This is a genomic window from Photobacterium sanctipauli, from assembly GCF_003026495.1.
GTDB classification, from domain to species: domain Bacteria; phylum Pseudomonadota; class Gammaproteobacteria; order Enterobacterales; family Vibrionaceae; genus Photobacterium; species Photobacterium sanctipauli.
Genome location: NZ_PYMA01000006.1, coordinates 216,973 through 235,809 on the forward strand (window position 1 = coordinate 216,973; position 18,837 = coordinate 235,809).

Below are 18,837 nucleotides of genomic sequence, written 5' to 3' on the forward strand. Positions count from 1 at the left end.
CGATTAGCAGTTGAATGAAGGTGATATTGGCCTAACCCCCAGCCTAAAACTGGGATAATTACGTCAATGCCACCTCGTTTCACAAAATTTTCAGAGGCGATGTGCTCATGATGGAGCGTAGTATAAGGGAATTTTTTTTGTGACGTAACACCTGACGCAACCGTTTGCGTGTTTTTTTTTCAATCAGTGCGAAAAACTGGTCGATTCACCCTGCCCTTATTCCCATTTCGCAGTATTTTGCATGTAGCAAAGGTGCGTTCTTGTCTCATACCCGGCAAAGTTGACTATTGAGTAGGTCGATAATTTTGCGGATCCGCCGAGCTTTGGTATAAAGAACACCCTATTTTTACGTGAGCATTGTTCGTTGAGTATTATCCGACCGATAAAACAGTTACGGCGCCTGACCGCTGTCGTCTTTGGCCTACTCCTATTAAACGGCTGCCTGTGGCAGGAAGAGCCGCAAACCGATCTTGAGCGTATTCGCGAAGATGGGGTGCTGCGTGTCGGTACGCTCAACAACCAACTTTCATACTATATCGGCAGCGAAGGGCCAACGGGTCTCGACTACGAGCTGGCTCGCCTGTTCGCCAACAAACTGGGTGTGAAACTTGAAATGAAGCCGATGTTCACCCTGTCGCGATTGTTCCCCGCGCTTGAGCGTAACGAAGTCGACTTGCTGGCAGCCGGCCTCACCATGACCGAGGAGCGCCTGGCTAATTTCCGGGCCGCCCCTGCTTATTACTATGCCAGCCAAAAAGTGGTCTATAAGAAGGGCCAGTGGCGCCCGAGGGATCTGGCGGACTTAGCGCAGATCCAAGGCGACTTCACCATAGTGAAAGGTTCTAGCTACGAGCTTACCCTGCAAGCGCTCAGGGAGCAGCACCCGGATCTGACTTGGAACACGGTGGAAGAGACCGATAGCGACGAGCTATTGCGCCAGGTGGCAGCGGGCGAGTTGGACTACACCATGGCCGATTCGGTGAACATCGCCTTAAACCAGCGCATTAACCCGGACATCGCCACGGCGCTGGAGCTAACAGAAGACGAGCCGATAGCCTGGTTCGTCAACCAAAACAGTGACGACAGCCTGTATGGCCTGTTGATCGAATTCTTCGGCGAGATCCAGCAAAGCGGAGAGCTGGCCAAACTCGAAGAAAAGTACTTCGGCCATGTCGACAAGTTTGACTATGTCGATACCCGCGCCTTCCTGCGCGCCGTTGAAAGCAAGCTGCCGAAATGGGAAGGCTTGTTCAAGCAATACGCTGAAGAGTTTGACTGGCGCCTGATCGCCGCCCTGTCTTACCAGGAATCGCACTGGAACCCTCGCGCTGTTTCGCCGACAGGGGTTCGCGGCATGATGATGCTGACCCTGCCAACCGCGAAGTCCGTCGGAGTGCAAAACCGCCTTGATCCGGAGCAGAGTATCCGTGGTGGTACCCAGTACCTGCGCAAGATGATCAACCGCATTCCGGACAGCGTCGAAGAGCACGAAAAGGTCTGGTTTGCCCTTGCTTCGTACAATGTGGGTTTTGGCCACCTGATGGATGCAAGGCGCCTCACCAAATCGCAAGGCGGCAACCCAGATGCTTGGAGCGATGTAAAACAGCGCCTACCGTTGCTTCGCCAACGCCAGTATTATAAGCAAACCCGCTATGGCTACGCCCGTGGTGATGAGGCGCTAAACTATGTTGAGAACATCCGCCGCTACTACCAAAGCATTGTCGGCTACGAGCAAACCCATAGCCAAAGCCCACAGCAAGAAGAAATTGAGCTGGTTGACGGCCTGCATACCATCACCCCGCCGTCTATGTCGGGTGCACAAGGTACCGTCGCGCCGGAAGTTGCGGTGCTGGAGCAAGCCTTGGAGCAGTCTGCAACGCCAGCAAAAACGGCAAGCAACTAAGCTTTTCTCACCGCTCGCAGCGGCAAGGTACAGATAAAACAAAAGGGCCAATTGGCCCTTTTTTTATGATCACTATTGCTGGGTTATCCGGCGGATTAATTACCTTAGCCGCTTACAACGCTAGTCTTGGGCTTGGCTTTTCTCGGCAGCTTGGCGCGCTTTCTTCTCTGCCTTTTTCTCGGCACGGCGGCGCTTGAAGAAGGCTTGCAGCTGGGCACGGCATTCGTCGGCCAACAAGCCCGATTCAATCGCAACGTGATGGTTAACCTGCTCATAGCTTAGCAAGTTCATAATACTGCCCGCTGCCCCGGTTTTTAGATCATGGGCACCAAACACCACCTTGCCAATCCGACTATGGACCATCGCCCCGGCACACATCGGGCAGGGCTCCAAGGTGACATACAATGTCGCATCCAGCAGGCGATAGTTTTTGAGCACTTGGCCCGCTTGTCGCAATGCCATAATTTCGGCATGCGCCGTCGCATCATGCTGGGTGATAGAGCGATTCCAGCCCTCACCAACCACCTTGCCATCATGGACGATCACCGCCCCCACCGGTACTTCGCCCTCAGCTTCGGCTTTTGCTGCCAAAACCATGGCGCGACGCATAAAATCTTCGTCGGTGTACTGGGGTTGCTGGTTCGATTCTGTCATTGCGTACTCTGTGTGGTTCTGTTTTGCCGGGGCGACGATTATACCCAAACCTTAGCAAGAAGCGAGACTCGGCCGCCTCCTGCTTTTGTTAAGCCAGCTCACTCGCTAAGTGATCAACCAGCAAGCGCACTTTTGGCGACAAGTGGCGATTATGCGGGTACAACGCCCAAATCCCCTCTTCCGCCTCTTGGAAGTTTTCCAGTGCTGCCACCAACGCCCCCGTAGCCAAGTCATCGGCAATATAGTAGTCGGGCAGCTGCACCAAACCGATCCCCTTCAAGGCGGCATCACGCAATGCAAAGCCGCTATTACAGCGCAGGTTGCCACTGACACGGACACTGCGCTCTTTATTCCCCTCCTGGAACCGCCAATGATCGTAATTACCGACCAAGCAGTTGTGGTGGCGCAGCTCTGACAATGAATGGGGGATCCCGTATTTCTCCAGGTAGGCAGGCGCGGCACAGACATACTGGGTACGCGTCGTCAGCTTCTTTGCCATCATCGATGAGCTGGTCAATTTGCCCAGGCGGATAGCCAAATCAAATCCCCCCTCGACCAAATCGACCTGGCGATTGGTTAATTCAACCGTCACTTCAATCTCTGGGTATAGCAGCATAAAGTCAGCCACCAGCGGCATCACATATTGCTCGCCATAGGTCACCGGCGCCGTTAGCTTGAGGTTACCTTGCGGTGTCCCCCGGCGGTCACTGATCGCCCGCTCGGCTTCTTCGAGTCCGTCTTGCAATTGGCGGCAGTGGCGGTAATAAATACTGCCTTCTTCCGTTAGCGAGACTTTGCGCGTCGTGCGGTAAAACAACTTGGTATTCAACCGATTTTCCAGTGCGCTGATCTGGCGGCTTACCTGTGCCGTCGAGATCCCCAGCTGCTTAGCTGCCGCAGTAAAACTCTCGGCCTCTGCCACCGCAACAAACTCGCTGACCCCTTCCCATAAAAACATAACCGCATTATTACCTGTGAGTAAAAGTAATTTGCATTTTAGAGTAATTATCATTTCATTGGGAATAAATATACTAAGCACCATCAAAACAAACGACGGGGCTCACAGTAATTTCCTCGTCGCAAAGCAAAATCTCTCCTACTTTTAAAGCTAACCAAGGTAGGGACGAAAGAGGGCAAAATTGCCCGCTCACAACTAAGAGAGAATGTTATGTCAGAGCAATTTATCAAATCCAAAGCCGCTATTGCATGGGGTCCGAACCAGCCACTGTCTGTCGAAGAAGTGGATGTGATGCTACCTAAAAAAGGCGAAGTGCTAGTACGCATTATCGCGACAGGCGTATGCCACACTGATGCATTCACTCTATCTGGCGACGATCCTGAAGGTATCTTCCCAGCGATCCTTGGCCACGAGGGCGGCGGTATTGTTGAAATGGTTGGCGAAGGCGTGACAAGTGTGGAAGTTGGCGACCACGTTATTCCACTTTACACTCCAGAATGTGGCGAGTGTAAGTTCTGTAAATCAGGCAAAACCAACCTGTGCCAGCAGATCCGCGAAACCCAAGGCAAGGGCCTAATGCCAGACGGCACCACCCGTTTCTACAAAGACGGCGAGCCAATCTTCCACTACATGGGTTGCTCTACCTTCTCTGAATACACAGTACTGCCAGAGATCTCGCTGGCGAAAGTAAATAAAGAAGCCCCGCTTGAAGAAGTCTGCTTGCTGGGTTGTGGCGTCACAACAGGTATGGGCGCGGTGCTGAAAACGGCCAAAGTACAGAAAGGCGACACCGTGGCGATTTTCGGCCTCGGCGGTATCGGTCTATCAGCCATCATTGGTGCGACCATGTCGGGGGCTAGCCGTATCATCGGCGTCGATATCAACGAAAGTAAGTATGCACTGGCGAAAGAGCTTGGCGCGACCGACTGCATCAACCCAAATGACTACGACAAGCCAATCCAGGAAGTCATTGTTGAAATGACCGATGGCGGCGTCGACTTCTCGTTCGAGTGTATCGGTAACGTCAACGTCATGCGCTCTGCCCTCGAGTGCTGCCATAAAGGCTGGGGCGAATCCGTGATCATTGGTGTTGCCGGTGCCGGCCAAGAGATCGCCACCCGCCCATTCCAGCTTGTGACTGGTCGCGTATGGCGCGGCTCGGCCTTCGGTGGCGTAAAAGGTCGTTCGGAGCTACCTGAAATCGTCGAGCGTTACATGGCTGGCGAATTCAAACTGGATGACTTTATCACCCACACCATGGGGCTTGATGCCATCAACGAAGCCTTCGACCTCATGCACGAAGGTAAGAGCATCCGCTCCGTTATCCACTACGACAAGTAATTGTGGCCAATTCGCAGGGCGCCTAACCGCGCCCTGCCTTTTATGAGATCGGATATGACCATTGAAAATATTAGTTGCAACAAGCAATTTGGTGGCTGGCACAAGCAATACACCCACCAGTCCGACGTGCTTGGTTGCGAAATGCGCTTCGCTATTTACCTACCACCACAAATCGCAATGGGTGAAAAGGTGCCTGTTTTGTACTGGCTATCAGGCTTAACCTGCACCGATGAAAACTTCATGCAAAAAGCAGGTGCCCAGCGCATTGCAGCAGAATTGGGCATCGCGATTGTTGCCCCCGATACCAGCCCTCGCGGTGAAGGTGTTGCCGACGATCCGGAAGGTGCCTATGACTTTGGCTTGGGCGCCGGCTTCTACGTCAATGCAACCGAAGCGCCATGGAGCCGTCATTACCATATGTACGACTACGTGGTAAATGAGTTACCTGCGATTGTCGAGGAGCACTTCCCCGTCAATCAAGAGCGCTCAATCAGTGGTCACTCAATGGGCGGGCATGGTGCATTGATGATTGCCCTGCGCAATCCGGCTCGCTACCATTCTGCGTCGGCATTTAGCCCAATCAGCAACCCGAGCCATTGCCCTTGGGGCCAAAAAGCCTTTACCGGCTACTTGGGTACCGATAGCAATAACTGGAAGCAATACGATACCACCGAGTTGATCAAGCAGCACCAGCAAGCCGTGCCAGCCTTGGTGGATCAAGGCGACCAAGACGGTTTCCTCGAAGAGCAGCTCAAACCTGAAGTACTTGCAGCGGCAGCCGAATCTGTGGATTACCCGCTGGAGCTGCGAATGCAGGAAGGCTACGACCACAGCTATTACTTCATCGCAAGCTTTATTGAGGATCACCTGCGCTTCCATGCCCAGTACCTGAAATAAGCCAGTAAGCTAACCAAACCTTCGATGGCGAAAAGGTATGAATATTAAAAAGCCCGTAGCATTCGATGCTACGGGCTTTTGCTTTTATGGCTTACTTTACCAGTCTGCGATTAGAAGCCTAGCGGAATGTTGAAAGCGAAGAACGCAACCAGAACCGATGTCCATACCGTTAGGAAGGCAATCGAGTAAGGTACCATCATGGCAATAACGTCGCCGAACGATAGCTCAGGCTTATACTTACGCATGAATGCCAAGATAACACCCGCGTAACTCATCATCGGGGTAATGATGTTGGTTGATGAATCCGCAACACGGTAGGCCGCAGTCACTAGATCCGGTGTCATATCCGGGTTCACTTGGTACAACATCGGTACAAAGATAGGACCAAGCAGCATCCACTTCGACGTCAAGCCACCCACGAACAGGTTGATAACAGCGGTCGTCAGGATAAAGCCGATGATCAACAGGATTGGGAACTGCTGCAAGCCCAATGCCGCTAGGAACGTCGCACCTAGGTAAGTCACGTAAGTACCCAAACCAGAGAAGCCCAGTAGCGCCAAGAAGTTGTAACAGAAGAAAGTCAGTACAAGGATATAGCCCATGGTATTCATCTGGGTCACCATGGCTTTCACCACGTCCTGCAGCGACTTAAACTTGCCCGTTGCCACACCAAAGAAAATACCCACAACCGCGAATACCATTGCGATTAACAAAATCACGTTATCCAGGTACGGGGTTACCTCACGGCCAGCTTCATTGGTGTAAGTCGCCAGAGGGCCCATTGCCAGCGCAGCTACCGCACCAAGCGCAATGATCAAGCCAATCCCTGCCGCTTTAAGGCCTTTGTTTTCTGCTTCAGTAACTTGGAAGTCATCCAAATTCAGATCTTCTGGAAGCTGGTAAGACATTTTCTCAAGACGAGGGGCAACAAAACGCGTTGTGACCCATGCGCCCAAGCCAGCCAATAGGAAAGTCGAGATAAAGATGAAGTAGTAGTGCATCGTCGCCGGGTTGATCGCTTCACCCGCCGCGGTTTCAAACGGAATACCCTGAGACTCAGCAAAGATGCGCGCGTTTGCACCCAAAATCACATCAACAGGCGTTGCCGGGATCAGGTTGGCACTAAAGCCTGCCGATACACCAGCAAAAGCCGCAGCCATACCGATCAGCGGGTTCTTACCCAAGCCAGCGTAAAGCAAACCCGCTAGCGGGATAAGGATCAGGTAACCCGCATCCGTCGCAATTGAGCTCATGATACCCAGGAAAACCACCAACAATGGCAGGTAACGATCATTGATACGCAGGCCGACTTTTTTAATAACGGCAGAAAGCAAACCCGAGTTTTCTGCAATGCCCACACCTAGCATAACGATCAGGATGACACCCAGTACACCGCCACCAAAGGACAGCCAGTTAGTCAGCAAGGCATTATCGAACATCCAGCGCACATTCTCCGCAGCTAGCATATTCTTGATGGTATGCGTAATCGCGCCACCGTCAGCACCTGTTGTTTCAAACTGTAGGCCACCGATCACACCTGTTAGTACCAAACAAAAGGTAAACAGAAACATGAAGATAATAACGGGATCGGGGATTTTCTTGCCGGCGCGTTCAATGAACGCAATGATTCCCTTCTGCGAGGGAGCGGGAGTAATGGTTTCACTCATGATCGTACATCCTTACCACTTCGATTGAGTTTTTATGTTGTGTTCTGTAAAAAAAGTAACAAATCGCTACTGCAGTGTAAAACACCAAAAAGAGGAACAAAAAAGCACGATCAACTGGATTGGAGCATCAGTATCACTACTAACCCCCACAAATGTACTAGTCTAAGAAAGCACCCGCCAATAATTGAGCCATATGCAGAATTTATTACCGCAAGATAAAATTTTAAATTTATTTTATTTAGCAGTTGTTAATATCATGTAAATCATAAATAACGCCCACCTATAACTACTTTTTATACAATTTGTAGATAAAAAAAGCCCCGCTTGATAGCGGGGCTTGGTGTATTGCGTCAGCTTACAACTTACATTGTGTAAGTGTAAGGTGCCTGAATACCTAGAGGAATACCTACTGCCCAGTATAGAAGCAGGAAGATAGTCCATACGATGGTTAGGGCAATCGAGTATGGCATCATTAGTGAAGCCAGTGTACCGATACCAGAGCTCTTCACGTAACGCTGGGTGTAAACAACAACCAGTGGGAAGAACACCATCAGAGGTGAAATGATGTTAGATACAGAGTCACCAACACGGTATGCAGCCTGAGTTAGCTCAGGAGAGATACCTACCGCCATTAGCATTGGTACTAGGATAGGACCAATCAATGCCCACTTCGCAGATGCCGAACCAACTAGAAGGTTAACAAACGCGGTAAGTAGAATCATACCAACGATGGTTACCTGGCCAGGTAGGTTCATTGCTTTAAGCAGGTCAGCACCAGAAAGAGCAAGTAGCGTACCTAGGTTAGAATCGCTGAATGCAGCCAGGAACTGTGCACAGAAGAATGCCATTACGATGTAGCCGCCCATGGTGCCCATGGTTGCAGACATCGCCTTGATGATGTCATCGCTTGACTTGAACGTACCCGCAACGCGGCCGTATACCACACCAGGGATAACGAACAGGATGAAGATCAGCGGTACGATTGACTGCATTAGCGGTGCAGTGAACGCGGTGATTTCACCTTCTGGCGAACGTAGAGGAGAAGACTCAGGGAATACAGAAAGCACAAGCAGCGCGATACCGCCCATCATTGCCCAACCTGCAGCGCTGAATGCTTTAGACTCAGTTTCTGTGAAAGAACCTAGATCCGGTGCTTCTTCAGCATCTTCATCGATTGGCGTTGATTTTAGACGCGGCTCGATAACACGCTCAGTGATGTACCAACCCACACCCACAACAACAATTGAAGATAGGCCTGTGAACATTAGGTTCGACAGTGGGTTAACGATGTACTCAGCATCTAGGATCTGTGCAGCTGACTGGGTGAAGCCCGCTAGCAATGGGTCGATGCCCGATGGGATGAAGTTCGCAGAGAAACCACCAGATACACCAGCAAACGCAGCAGCGATACCCGCAAGAGGGTGACGGCCTGCAGCGTGGAAGATGATACCACCTAGAGGAATAACCAGTACGTAGCCCGCATCCGCAGCAGTGTGCGATACGATAGCTACTAGGATAAGCATTGGTGTTAGTAGCTTAGCCGGCGTGAAGTTAAGCATCTTCTTAAGGCCAGTATTGATGAAGCCAGACGCTTCAGCAACACCTACACCCAGCATCGCTACAAGTACGATACCCAGTGGTGCGAAGCCGGTGAAGGTCTTAACCATACCAGCAAGGAAACCTGCTAGAGATTGACCGGTAAGAAGGTTGTTGATTTCGATTGCTTGCCCAGTAACAGGGTGGATCAGTCCAAATTCGAACTGTGAGAATAATGCAGACAAGCCCCAGACAATGATAAGACCCCAAAAGAATAGGAGCGCTGGATCAGGGATTTTGTTACCCGCACGTTCGATAAAGTTTAGAAACTTATCCATTGCACCCGGTTTGGAATCCGGTGCTTTATTTACTGCTTGATTACTCATGGGAACTCCATGGTCGTTAGTGATGTTGTAAATTTGCGGCGCTACATGTTGTCGTTTTATCGCCGTTAATCCGATCTTTCTTATTCAGAAAAAACCTTGCGGAGGATTGTAATAAAAAGTTCAGACCAAAACGCACGATCGACTAACTAATAACAAAAATGCATTAAGCAACTTTGTAAACAAATATTAATACGAAACATCATGCTAACAAGAGAAGCACATCACAATATCACAAGCACAACATTACTTTCATCACAAAACGCATCATATAGCAAACAAACCGCATATCAGAGCCAAAACTCACACCTTGGCAAATTCCGCCATCCCTGCCTTTCGCATGCACCCAAGTAACCATTAAGCCCTGTGACTTGAAGTTACTTGGATATAGTTTAGCCAAAAACAAAAGAAGCACCCGAAGGTGCTTCTTAAATTTATGTGCTACAGGCAAGTTTGCCTGCATAAAGTGGATGAATAATTATTCCCACTCAATTGTCGCTGGCGGCTTACCAGACACGTCGTAAACAACACGTGAAATGCCGTCAACTTCGTTGATAATACGGTTGGAAACCTTACCTAGGAAGTCGTATGGCAGGTGTGCCCAGTGCGCTGTCATGAAATCGATGGTCTCAACAGCACGTAGCGATACCACCCAGTCATATTTACGGCCATCACCCATTACGCCCACTGAGCGCACAGGTAGGAAAACAGTAAATGCCTGAGACACTTTGTTATACAAATCAGCTTTGTGTAGTTCTTCAATGAAGATAGCATCGGCGCGACGTAGCAGGTCACAGTACTCTTTCTTCACTTCGCCCAGTACACGTACACCTAGGCCTGGACCTGGGAACGGGTGGCGGTAAAGCATGTTGTAAGGCAAGCCAAGCTCTAGGCCAATCTTACGTACTTCGTCTTTGAACAGCTCTTTTAGCGGCTCAACCAAGCCCATTTCCATGTCGTCCGGAAGACCACCCACGTTATGGTGAGACTTGATCACGTGTGCCTTACCGGTTTTCGATGCCGCCGACTCAATGACGTCTGGGTAGATAGTACCCTGAGCTAGCCACTTCGCGTTTGACAGTTTCTTCGATTCTTCGTCGAAAACATCAACGAATACGTGACCGATGATCTTACGCTTCGCTTCCGGCTCTGCTTCGCCCGCTAGCGCGTCAAGGAAACGATCTTCTGCTTTAACGTGAACAATGTTCAGGCCGAAGTGGTCGCCGAACATTTCCATAACCTGCTCACCTTCGTTCAGGCGAAGTAGGCCGTTGTCCACGAATACACAAGTTAGCTTGTCGCCAATTGCGCGGTGGATAAGCATTGCAACAACAGAAGAGTCAACACCGCCAGATAGGCCCAGGATAACTTCGTCATCGCCCACTTGTTCTTTGATACGTGCTACTGCGTCATCAATGATGTTCGCCGACGTCCATAGCTTTTCACAGCCACAGATGTTTAGCACAAAATTCTCGATAATGCGCATACCCTGGCGCGTGTGAGTCACTTCTGGGTGGAACTGCACACCGTAGAAGCGCTTCTCTTCGTTCGCCATTGCCGCGTAAGGACAAGTTTCAGTCTCTGCCACTTTGACAAAGTCAGACGGGATCTCAACCACTTTGTCACCGTGGCTCATCCATACGTCAAGCAGTGCTGTACCGTCTTCAGAAACCGCATCTTCGATGTTCTTGAAGAAGGCTGTTGGCTCAACCACTTTCACCTGCGCGTAGCCGAACTCACGCTCAGTAGAACCAGCAACTTTACCGCCCAGCTGCTCTGCCATGGTCTGCATGCCGTAACATACGCCGAACACTGGCACGCCAGCTTCAAACACGTACTGAGGCGCACGAGGAGAACCTTCCTCTGTCACACTTTCCGGACCACCTGAAAGGATAATACCGTTTGGATTGAAATCACGGATATCGGCTTCGTCAACGTCCCAGCTCCATAGCTCACAGTAAACACCGATTTCACGGATACGGCGCGCAATTAGCTGCGTGTACTGAGAACCAAAATCAAGGATAAGGATGCGTTGATCATGAATGTTTGTCGTGGTCATTATCGAGCTGTCTCAAAAATAATTGAAATTTGGGGGCCAAAAAACGCCCCCATCTTATACAAGTTTTCCGTTTAGGCAAACGTTTTCGTCAGGTGGTTACCCACCTGCTGAAAATTAACCCATACGGTAGTTCGGTGCTTCTTTGGTGATGGTCACATCATGAACGTGTGACTCTTTCATGCCAGCACCAGAAATACGCACAAACTCAGCCTTGGTACGCAGGTCTTCGATGGTTGCAGAACCGGTTAGACCCATGCTTGAACGCAGACCACCCATTTGCTGGTGTACGATTTCTTTCATGTGACCTTTATATGCTACGCGACCTTCGATACCTTCCGGTACCAGCTTGTCAGCCGCGTTGTCAGTCTGGAAGTAACGGTCAGAAGAACCTTTCGACATTGCGCCCAGTGAGCCCATGCCACGGTAAGATTTGTAAGCACGGCCTTGGTACAGTTCAACTTCGCCCGGTGCTTCTTCAGTACCGGCAAACATTGAACCCACCATCACGCAAGATGCGCCGGCGGCGATAGCTTTACACATATCACCAGAGAAGCGGATACCGCCATCGGCAATAACAGGAATACCGTACTGGTCGGCAACGGCAACGGCATCTGCGATAGCCGTAACCTGAGGAACACCCACACCAGTCACAATACGCGTGGTACAGATAGAGCCAGGGCCAATACCCACTTTAACCGTACTTACACCGGCTTCGATAAGCGCGCGTGCACCTTCGGCAGTTGCCACGTTACCACCCACAATCGGTAGTTCTGGGAATGCTTCGCGAGTTTCGCGAATACGCTGAAGCACACCTTCAGCATGGCCGTGCGAAGAGTCGATAAGCAGCACGTCTACGCCAGCTTCAACCAACGCCTTAACACGCTCTTCGTTACCCGCACCAGCGCCAACCGCAGCACCAACGCGCAGACGACCACGATCATCTTTACATGCATTAGGCTTGCGTTCTGCTTTTTGGAAGTCTTTTGCCGTGATCATACCGCGAAGCTGGAAGTCATCATTGACTAGCAGTACTTTTTCAACGCGGTACTGCTGCATGATAGCTTCTACTTCTTCACGTGATGCACCTTCTTTCGCTGAAGCCAGCTTGTCTTTTGGTGTCATCACTTCTTCTACTTTCAAAGAAAGATCAGTAACAAAACGCACATCACGGCCAGTAATAATACCCACCAGCTCGTTGTTGTCAGAAACTACCGGGTAGCCAGCAAAGCCATTTTCGATAGTCAGGCGCTTAACATCTTCGATAGTGTTGTAAGGCTTCACCGTTACCGGCTCAGAAACAACACCCGCTTCGAATTTTTTCACCATGCGAACTTCATTGGCTTGCTGCTCAATAGACATGTTCTTGTGGATGAAACCGATACCGCCTTCCTGAGCAAGGGCGATAGCCAAACGACCTTCTGTCACAGTATCCATTGACGCTGACACCATAGGGATGTTTAGCGTAATGTCTTTCGTCAGACGGGTGCGCAGATCGGCAGTGTTAGGCAGTACAGTTGAGTGGGCTGGAACCAGCAGGACATCATCGAAAGTCAAAGCTTCTTGTTTGATTCGTAACATTGCAATATCTCACACCAAGTAGAGGTTTAAAGAAGGATAAAATATTGCGAACAAAGTATACGTAGGAAGCAATCGATTGGCTAGTAATTTTTTAAATTTTTTTATTGACTAATTTTGCTTGATGTGTAGTATATGTCGGTTAAGTTTCCGGTGCTGCGGTCGGCATTTTACGACCAAGATCTGTCCATCGATCTGTCTCGGCTTTGGCAACGCACGTCTGCCTATTGCCCCCGCTCACTTCTTAGCCGCCCGATAACAGGTGTCTCGCCTCGTGACTCTATTCGCCCAACAGACCCAAAGCAACGACCGAATCTATACCGTTTCTAGCCTCAACGCCCAAGTTCGTTTGATCCTTGAAAACGAAATGGGGGTAGTTTGGCTGATTGGTGAGCTTTCCAACCTTTCCATGCCGGTTTCCGGCCATTGGTACTTCACCCTGAAAGACTCGCGCGCCCAAGTAAAATGCGCCATGTTCCGCGGCAACAATCGCCGGGTGACCTTCAAGCCAAGTAACGGTACTCAGGTACTGGTCAAGGCCAGGCTTTCGCTCTACGAACCGCGCGGTGATTACCAGCTGATCATCGAAAGTATGCAGCCTGAAGGTGACGGCCGCCTGCAGCAGCAATTCGAGCAACTCAAGATGTCGCTGGCAGCCGAGGGGCTGTTTGCCCAGTCACTGAAAAAACCGCTGCCGGAGCAACCCAAGCGGGTCGGTATCGTCACCTCGAAAACGGGCGCAGCCCTGCATGATATCCTGAACATCTTGCAACGACGCGATCCTGGGTTGCCGGTGGTGATCTACCCAACCATGGTGCAAGGCGAAGGTGCCGCCATTTCCATTGCCCAAGCCATTGGCCGCGCCAATGCCCGCCAAGAGTGCGATGTGTTAATTGTTGGCCGGGGCGGGGGCTCGTTAGAAGACCTATGGGCGTTCAATGAAGAAATCGTTGCCCGTACCATTGCCGCCAGCGAAATCCCGATTGTCAGCGCCGTGGGCCATGAGGTCGATGTCACCATCGCCGATTTTGTTGCCGATGTGCGTGCCCCTACCCCTTCTGCCGCTGCCGAATTGATCAGCCGTGATATGACCCACCAAACTCAGGCAATCAGGCAAAAGACCCAGCAACTGCACCATGCCATGCGCCATTACCTGGCGGCAAGGCAATCGCAAACCGTGCGCTTGCAGCATCGGTTGGATCGACAGCACCCGCAAGTACGGCTCAACCAGCAGCAGCAACAGCTGGATGAGTTTTCGTCTCGGTTGGAAAACGCAATGCTGCGCCTGCTAGCTGGCCACCAGCAGCATATTGAGCGTAACAACTACAAGCTGTCGCTGTACTCCCCTGCACAAACCATCAAGGTTCAGCAATCGCAAGTTGAGCAAACCCAGCGCCGTTTGCTGGATGCCATGGATCGCCGCTTACTCAATGCCAGCCACAAGCTGGCAATGGCGGCGGAAAAGCTGGAAACCGTCAGCCCGCTTGCCACCCTAGGCCGCGGCTACTCCATTACCCGTGATGCCAAGGGCAAAGTGATACGCAGCCACGAGCAAGTCAAGGCCGGTGATACCATCACCACCAAACTGGCCGACGGCGATATCCAATCGGTCGTGAGCCAATAACCGCCATAATCAAAGGCGCCGCTGGTAAAACAGCGGCGCCTTCCGATCATACTTGCTATCTAGCTGACCTGAGCCCAGCAATGGCCATGCCCTACGGCTGCATCTCGAACACAATTTCGACTCGCGACTTCGACTTCAGTTCATTGCAGCTGTTACAGAAATAGCTCGCCGAACCACATGCCAACAGTTTTTCAGTCTCGGCATGGCAGTCGGGACAAAGCGCTTTTTTCTTCACCCCCGACTGGCAATAATCACAATAATATTGGTCGTCCTTCCACGCTAATTCACTGCTACATTCAGGACAAGTGTTCTGGCTCATGATTCATTCCTTCATCATTGTATCTGCATGGTGACATCTTATAACAAATCGATAAAAACGGCTTTTGATCCAACTCAGGATCCGATTATGTCGATCGATATCACAGAATGCAGCAAAAAATGAAACCGGTTTCTGTAACCGGTTTCATTTTTATCTTAAGCTTGCCCTATTCTCACAGAGCATCTTGCATTAGAGGTAGTGACCGATGACGAACAAACCCACTTCAGCATTTCCCGACGATTTTCTTTGGGGGGCGGCAACAGCAGCCTACCAAGTTGAGGGCGGCCATGATGCCGATGGCAAGGGGCCCTCTATCTGGGATATTTATTCCCACCTGCCGGGTACCACCCACGCGGGTACCAACGGTGATGTCGCAGCCGATCACTACCACCGTTTCAAGGAAGATGTCGCATTGATGGCAGAAGCAGGCCTCACCAGCTACCGCTTCTCTATCAGTTGGCCCCGCTTGTTGCCCCAAGGACGCGGCACTGTTAACCAAGCTGGTATTCAGTTCTACAGTGATCTGATTGATGAGCTGCTAAAGCACAACATCAAGCCGATGATCACCCTATACCACTGGGACCTACCGCAGGCGCTACAGGATATCGGCGGCTGGGAATCCCGTGTCACCGTTGAGGCATTCGAGGAATACGCCAAGCTGTGCTACCAAGCATTTGGCGATAGGGTCGAGCTTTGGTCAACCTTTAACGAGACCCTGATCTTCATTGGCATGGGCTATTTTACAGCCACCCACCCGCCGGGTATAAGCGATCCCAAACGCGGCCTCCAAGCTTGCCACCATGTGTTTGTTGCCCATGCCAAGGCCGTGCAGGCATTTCGCCAATACCAACAATTTGGCACCGTGCCAAGCAACGGGCAAATTGGCTTTGTAAACGTAATGCAGCCCCATGATCCCATCAGCGACAGCTCTGAAGACGTGGCGGCCTGCAACATGGCCGATGACCTGCTTACCCACTGGTTATACGATCCGGTGCTAAAAGGCGAATACCCAACCCACATCCTCAACCTGGCCCAGGCGACATGGGGCGCCCCGGTCTTCGCCGAAGAGGACGAAATGCTGCTAAAAGACAATATTTGTGACTTTATCGGAGTTAACTATTACAAACGCGAGTGGATTGCCGCCAACCCGGATGTGGAAAACACCAAAATCAATACCACGGGAGAGAAAGGCTCCGGCCAAGAATTCGGCTTTAAGGGCTTGTTCAAGTTTGTTCGCAATCCAAACTCCACCTACACCGACTGGGACTGGGAAATCTACCCCGAAGGGCTGTGCGTTGGCATGATGCGGCTAAAAGAGCGCTATGGCGATATTCCGTTTTACATCACCGAAAATGGTTTGGGTGCCAAGGATCCCATCATCGACGGGGAAATTGTCGACCAACCGCGTATCGAATATCTTTCAAGCCATATTGCCGCCGCCGAGTCAGCCATCAAGCAAGGGGTCGATGTACGGGGCTACTACCCTTGGTCTTTCATCGACCTATTGAGCTGGCTCAACGGCTACCAGAAACAATACGGGTTTGTGTATGTCGATCGCGACAACCACCTTAACCGTAGACGTAAAAAGTCTTTCTTCTGGTATCAAGACGTTATCAAATCAAACGGGGCTGTACGTTAAGGTCGTATTTACTTCGGCAATGGTTGATCCAACCGCCATGAATGCCCGACAATACCGCGTGTATTGTCGGGCATATCAGTAACAGTAAGAGAGCAGTAGGAATGGCAACAATTAACGATGTATGTAAGCTGGCCGGTGTATCCAAGGCCACTGTTTCTCGCGTACTGAACCAGACAGGGCAAGTAAAGCAAGCCACAACAGAGAAGGTGTACCAAGCAATGGCTGAGTTGGGCTACCAGCCCAATAGCCTGGCCCGGGCACTGGCCTCCAACAGCAGCAACTCGCTGGGGCTGGTGGTTTCTGCCTTCGAAGGCGCCTACTTCAGCAGCCTGATGAGCCAAACCGCAGAAGCGGCTAGCCAAGCGGGTAAGCAACTCTTCATCATGGACGGCGGGCACAGCAACCGTTCTGAAACAAAAGCCATAGAAAATCTTGTCGAGCGCAAGGTAGACGCGATTATTCTCTACACCCGCAAGCTAAGTGAAAACGAACTGATTGAGCTAATGCGAGTACTGCCCGTCCCATTGGTAGTCATTAACCAAAAGGTCACCGGTTTTGAAGATCGCTCATTGTTTTTCGACCAATACGGTGCAGGCCGCAAGGCTGCCAAGCACCTGCTTGATCACCAGCACAAGCACATCGCTTGTATTCGCGGCCCACAGGATTCTGCCAACTCAACTTACCGCCTCAATGGCTTTCTAGACACCCTCGCCAAACATAACATCGAAGTGGCCCATATCGCCGAGGGTGATTATTTCCTTGCGGGAGGGTATCAGGCTTGCAAGTCATTGCTTGATAATAACGTTAATTTTACCGCCCTGTTTACGGCCAACGACAACATGGCCATCGGTGCCATCAGGGCGATACATGAATCCGGCTTGTCGGTGCCGCACGATATATCGGTTATCGGTTTTGATAATGATCCCGTTGGTGAATTCACCGTGCCTAGCCTGACCTCAGTCATGCTGCCCATCAATGAAGTCGCATCCCATGCAGTGAAGCAGGCGCTACAGCTCATTGAGCAGCTGCCATGCAGCCCTTTGCAGGATACGTCTGGTACGTTGATCGTTCGCGAATCTGTTGATCAACCTAAAAAGCCAACGTGATCAGCGATCAGGTATCAAAAGAATATTTATCAATACACATCCCGAAAGCATAAGTTACATATTCTGTTTTTGGATTTTAAGCGATATTTAAAACTGCAACTTCCAAGGCTAACCCAGTAGATCTAGTGGTTTGTAAAATTGCAGTTTTAGGATCGCTTTACTGCTTTAAGCGGCTACGGTCCGGGTTAGCATGATTAACTCTTGGTCGCTAACAACTTGAAATGAAACAGTAATCTCTTGGTATTCGACCAGTGATTGCACATGGGTTCCCCCGCATGGGATTTCTACCAGCCCTTCTTCGCCCAGATCACATTGCCAATAGCGGGAGTCTGTCAACGCACTCCCCTCACGGCGCATAACAACCTTAGCGCCCATCGCGCGCCATTGTTCTAATTGCTGGTTAATATGCTCGGCAATTTGCGGCAAGGCCTCCAGCATATCTGCCGAATTTAAGCCGCGCTTGCGTAATGTCTTCCCCAGACGATAGGTATCCGTGCTGCAATCTTCTGATACCCGGCTCTCCGTTTGGGCGTAGCTATGGAAATCATAGTGCCCCAGCTCATCCTTGCGCGACGCATCTTTCCGCCAGTAGTCGTGATGCAGGACCTTGTTCAGTGCTAGCGAAGATAAATGCCCTGCGCTGTGTCCGCGACTAAGGGATAGCTGATAATCCCGCTCCACTTCGAGCTGCACGGTTTCGCCAACCAAGTCGGCAGGCAAGGCTTGCTCCGTTTGATGTACCACGACAAATACCCAACCTTCCTCATTGCGCTTCACAGGAATGTCGCTGCCGACAAACAGTTGGTGGCTTGCAAGCTCGACAGCACCGTAAAAGCACCCCGTTACCCTTTGTTGGGTACCGCGCACTGAGACTGAGCCCCAATCGGCTGGATGATCGGGCCAGATATGGCTTACCGGGTGAAAGGGGGTCAGGGCTGTTACCAACCAGCTGCCGCCTTCAGGCTGGGCAACAACCATCTGCACAACAGATTCAGCCGTATATTGGCGCTCGGTAAAAACAACTTCGGTAGGGGTAACAGCTGGCATGGTATTCCTTATACAACTCGTAGACATAACAAGATCGGGCACGATCTTCTCCGCGGGCATTATACAAAAAGACCGCCAGCAATAACCAATACAATCAGCGGGCATAAAAAAACCCAGCACAAGGCTGGG

The 18,837-nt window shown here is 50.9% G+C and carries 14 protein-coding genes; 6 read left to right on the plus strand and 8 right to left on the minus strand.

Translation table 11 applies throughout. The features are described 5' to 3' along the window. Positions 1–364: 364 nt before the first annotated feature. Complete coding sequence (mltF, locus tag C9I98_RS12130; RefSeq protein ID WP_081878914.1) at positions 365–1,903, plus strand: membrane-bound lytic murein transglycosylase MltF; 1,539 nt, start codon at positions 365–367, stop codon at positions 1,901–1,903. A gap of 120 nt (positions 1,904–2,023) precedes the next feature. On the opposite strand, the gene tadA is transcribed toward mltF, so the two are convergent. Both tadA and C9I98_RS12140 read right to left on the minus strand, forming a co-directional pair. Beyond that, positions 2,024–2,557, minus strand: coding sequence for a tRNA adenosine(34) deaminase TadA (gene tadA / locus C9I98_RS12135; protein WP_036820795.1), 534 nt, complete (start codon positions 2,555–2,557; stop codon positions 2,024–2,026). Positions 2,558–2,645: 88 nt separating this feature from the next. Then, positions 2,646–3,515 carry a LysR substrate-binding domain-containing protein gene (locus C9I98_RS12140; protein ID WP_107272022.1) on the minus strand — a complete coding sequence of 290 codons (870 nt, stop codon included), beginning with the start codon at positions 3,513–3,515 and terminating at the stop codon, positions 2,646–2,648. Positions 3,516–3,725: 210 nt separating this feature from the next. Here C9I98_RS12140 and C9I98_RS12145 point away from each other — a divergent pair, with 210 nt between their 5' ends. Continuing rightward, positions 3,726–4,856 (plus strand): S-(hydroxymethyl)glutathione dehydrogenase/class III alcohol dehydrogenase, encoded by a 1,131-nt coding sequence (locus C9I98_RS12145; RefSeq protein ID WP_036824540.1) that lies wholly within the window; start codon positions 3,726–3,728, stop codon positions 4,854–4,856. Positions 4,857–4,910: 54 nt separating this feature from the next. Then, positions 4,911–5,753 (plus strand): S-formylglutathione hydrolase, encoded by an 843-nt coding sequence (gene fghA / locus C9I98_RS12150; protein WP_036824544.1) that lies wholly within the window; start codon positions 4,911–4,913, stop codon positions 5,751–5,753. Between the two features lie 110 nt (positions 5,754–5,863). Here fghA and C9I98_RS12155 read toward each other — a convergent pair whose 3' ends face one another. The 4 genes from C9I98_RS12155 to guaB all read right to left on the minus strand — a co-directional run bounded on the left by C9I98_RS12155 (position 5,864) and on the right by guaB (position 12,976). After that, on the minus strand, positions 5,864–7,420 hold the full coding sequence (locus C9I98_RS12155; protein WP_107272023.1) for an AbgT family transporter: 1,557 nt from the start codon (positions 7,418–7,420) through the stop codon (positions 5,864–5,866). 362 nt (positions 7,421–7,782) lie between these two features. Further along, positions 7,783–9,342, minus strand: coding sequence for an AbgT family transporter (locus C9I98_RS12160; protein WP_107272024.1), 1,560 nt, complete (start codon positions 9,340–9,342; stop codon positions 7,783–7,785). 475 nt (positions 9,343–9,817) lie between these two features. Beyond that, entirely contained in the window at positions 9,818–11,398 is a 1,581-nt protein-coding gene (gene guaA, locus C9I98_RS12170; protein WP_036817968.1) for a glutamine-hydrolyzing GMP synthase, read from the minus strand. Between the two features lie 114 nt (positions 11,399–11,512). Continuing rightward, positions 11,513–12,976 (minus strand): IMP dehydrogenase, encoded by a 1,464-nt coding sequence (gene guaB / locus C9I98_RS12175; RefSeq protein ID WP_036817966.1) that lies wholly within the window; start codon positions 12,974–12,976, stop codon positions 11,513–11,515. A 271-nt stretch (positions 12,977–13,247) separates the two neighbouring features. Here guaB and xseA point away from each other — a divergent pair, with 271 nt between their 5' ends. Beyond that, positions 13,248–14,597 carry an exodeoxyribonuclease VII large subunit gene (gene xseA, locus C9I98_RS12180; RefSeq protein ID WP_036817965.1) on the plus strand — a complete coding sequence of 450 codons (1,350 nt, stop codon included), beginning with the start codon at positions 13,248–13,250 and terminating at the stop codon, positions 14,595–14,597. A 91-nt stretch (positions 14,598–14,688) separates the two neighbouring features. Here the strand turns inward: xseA and C9I98_RS12185 are convergent, their stop codons facing one another. Beyond that, a complete protein-coding gene (locus tag C9I98_RS12185) occupies positions 14,689–14,916 on the minus strand; it encodes a zinc ribbon domain-containing protein (protein WP_036817963.1) in 228 nt (75 codons plus the stop codon). A gap of 205 nt (positions 14,917–15,121) precedes the next feature. Between C9I98_RS12185 and C9I98_RS12190 the strand changes: the two genes are divergently transcribed. Both C9I98_RS12190 and C9I98_RS12195 read left to right on the plus strand, forming a co-directional pair. Continuing rightward, a complete protein-coding gene (locus C9I98_RS12190) occupies positions 15,122–16,555 on the plus strand; it encodes a GH1 family beta-glucosidase (protein WP_036817961.1) in 1,434 nt (477 codons plus the stop codon). Positions 16,556–16,656: 101 nt separating this feature from the next. Further along, positions 16,657–17,661, plus strand: coding sequence for a LacI family DNA-binding transcriptional regulator (locus C9I98_RS12195; RefSeq protein WP_107272025.1), 1,005 nt, complete (start codon positions 16,657–16,659; stop codon positions 17,659–17,661). A gap of 165 nt (positions 17,662–17,826) precedes the next feature. Here the strand turns inward: C9I98_RS12195 and C9I98_RS12200 are convergent, their stop codons facing one another. Beyond that, positions 17,827–18,708: a metal-dependent hydrolase gene (locus C9I98_RS12200; RefSeq protein WP_036828232.1), complete on the minus strand. Its 882-nt coding sequence runs from the start codon at positions 18,706–18,708 to the stop codon at positions 17,827–17,829. Positions 18,709–18,837: the final 129 nt, after the last annotated feature.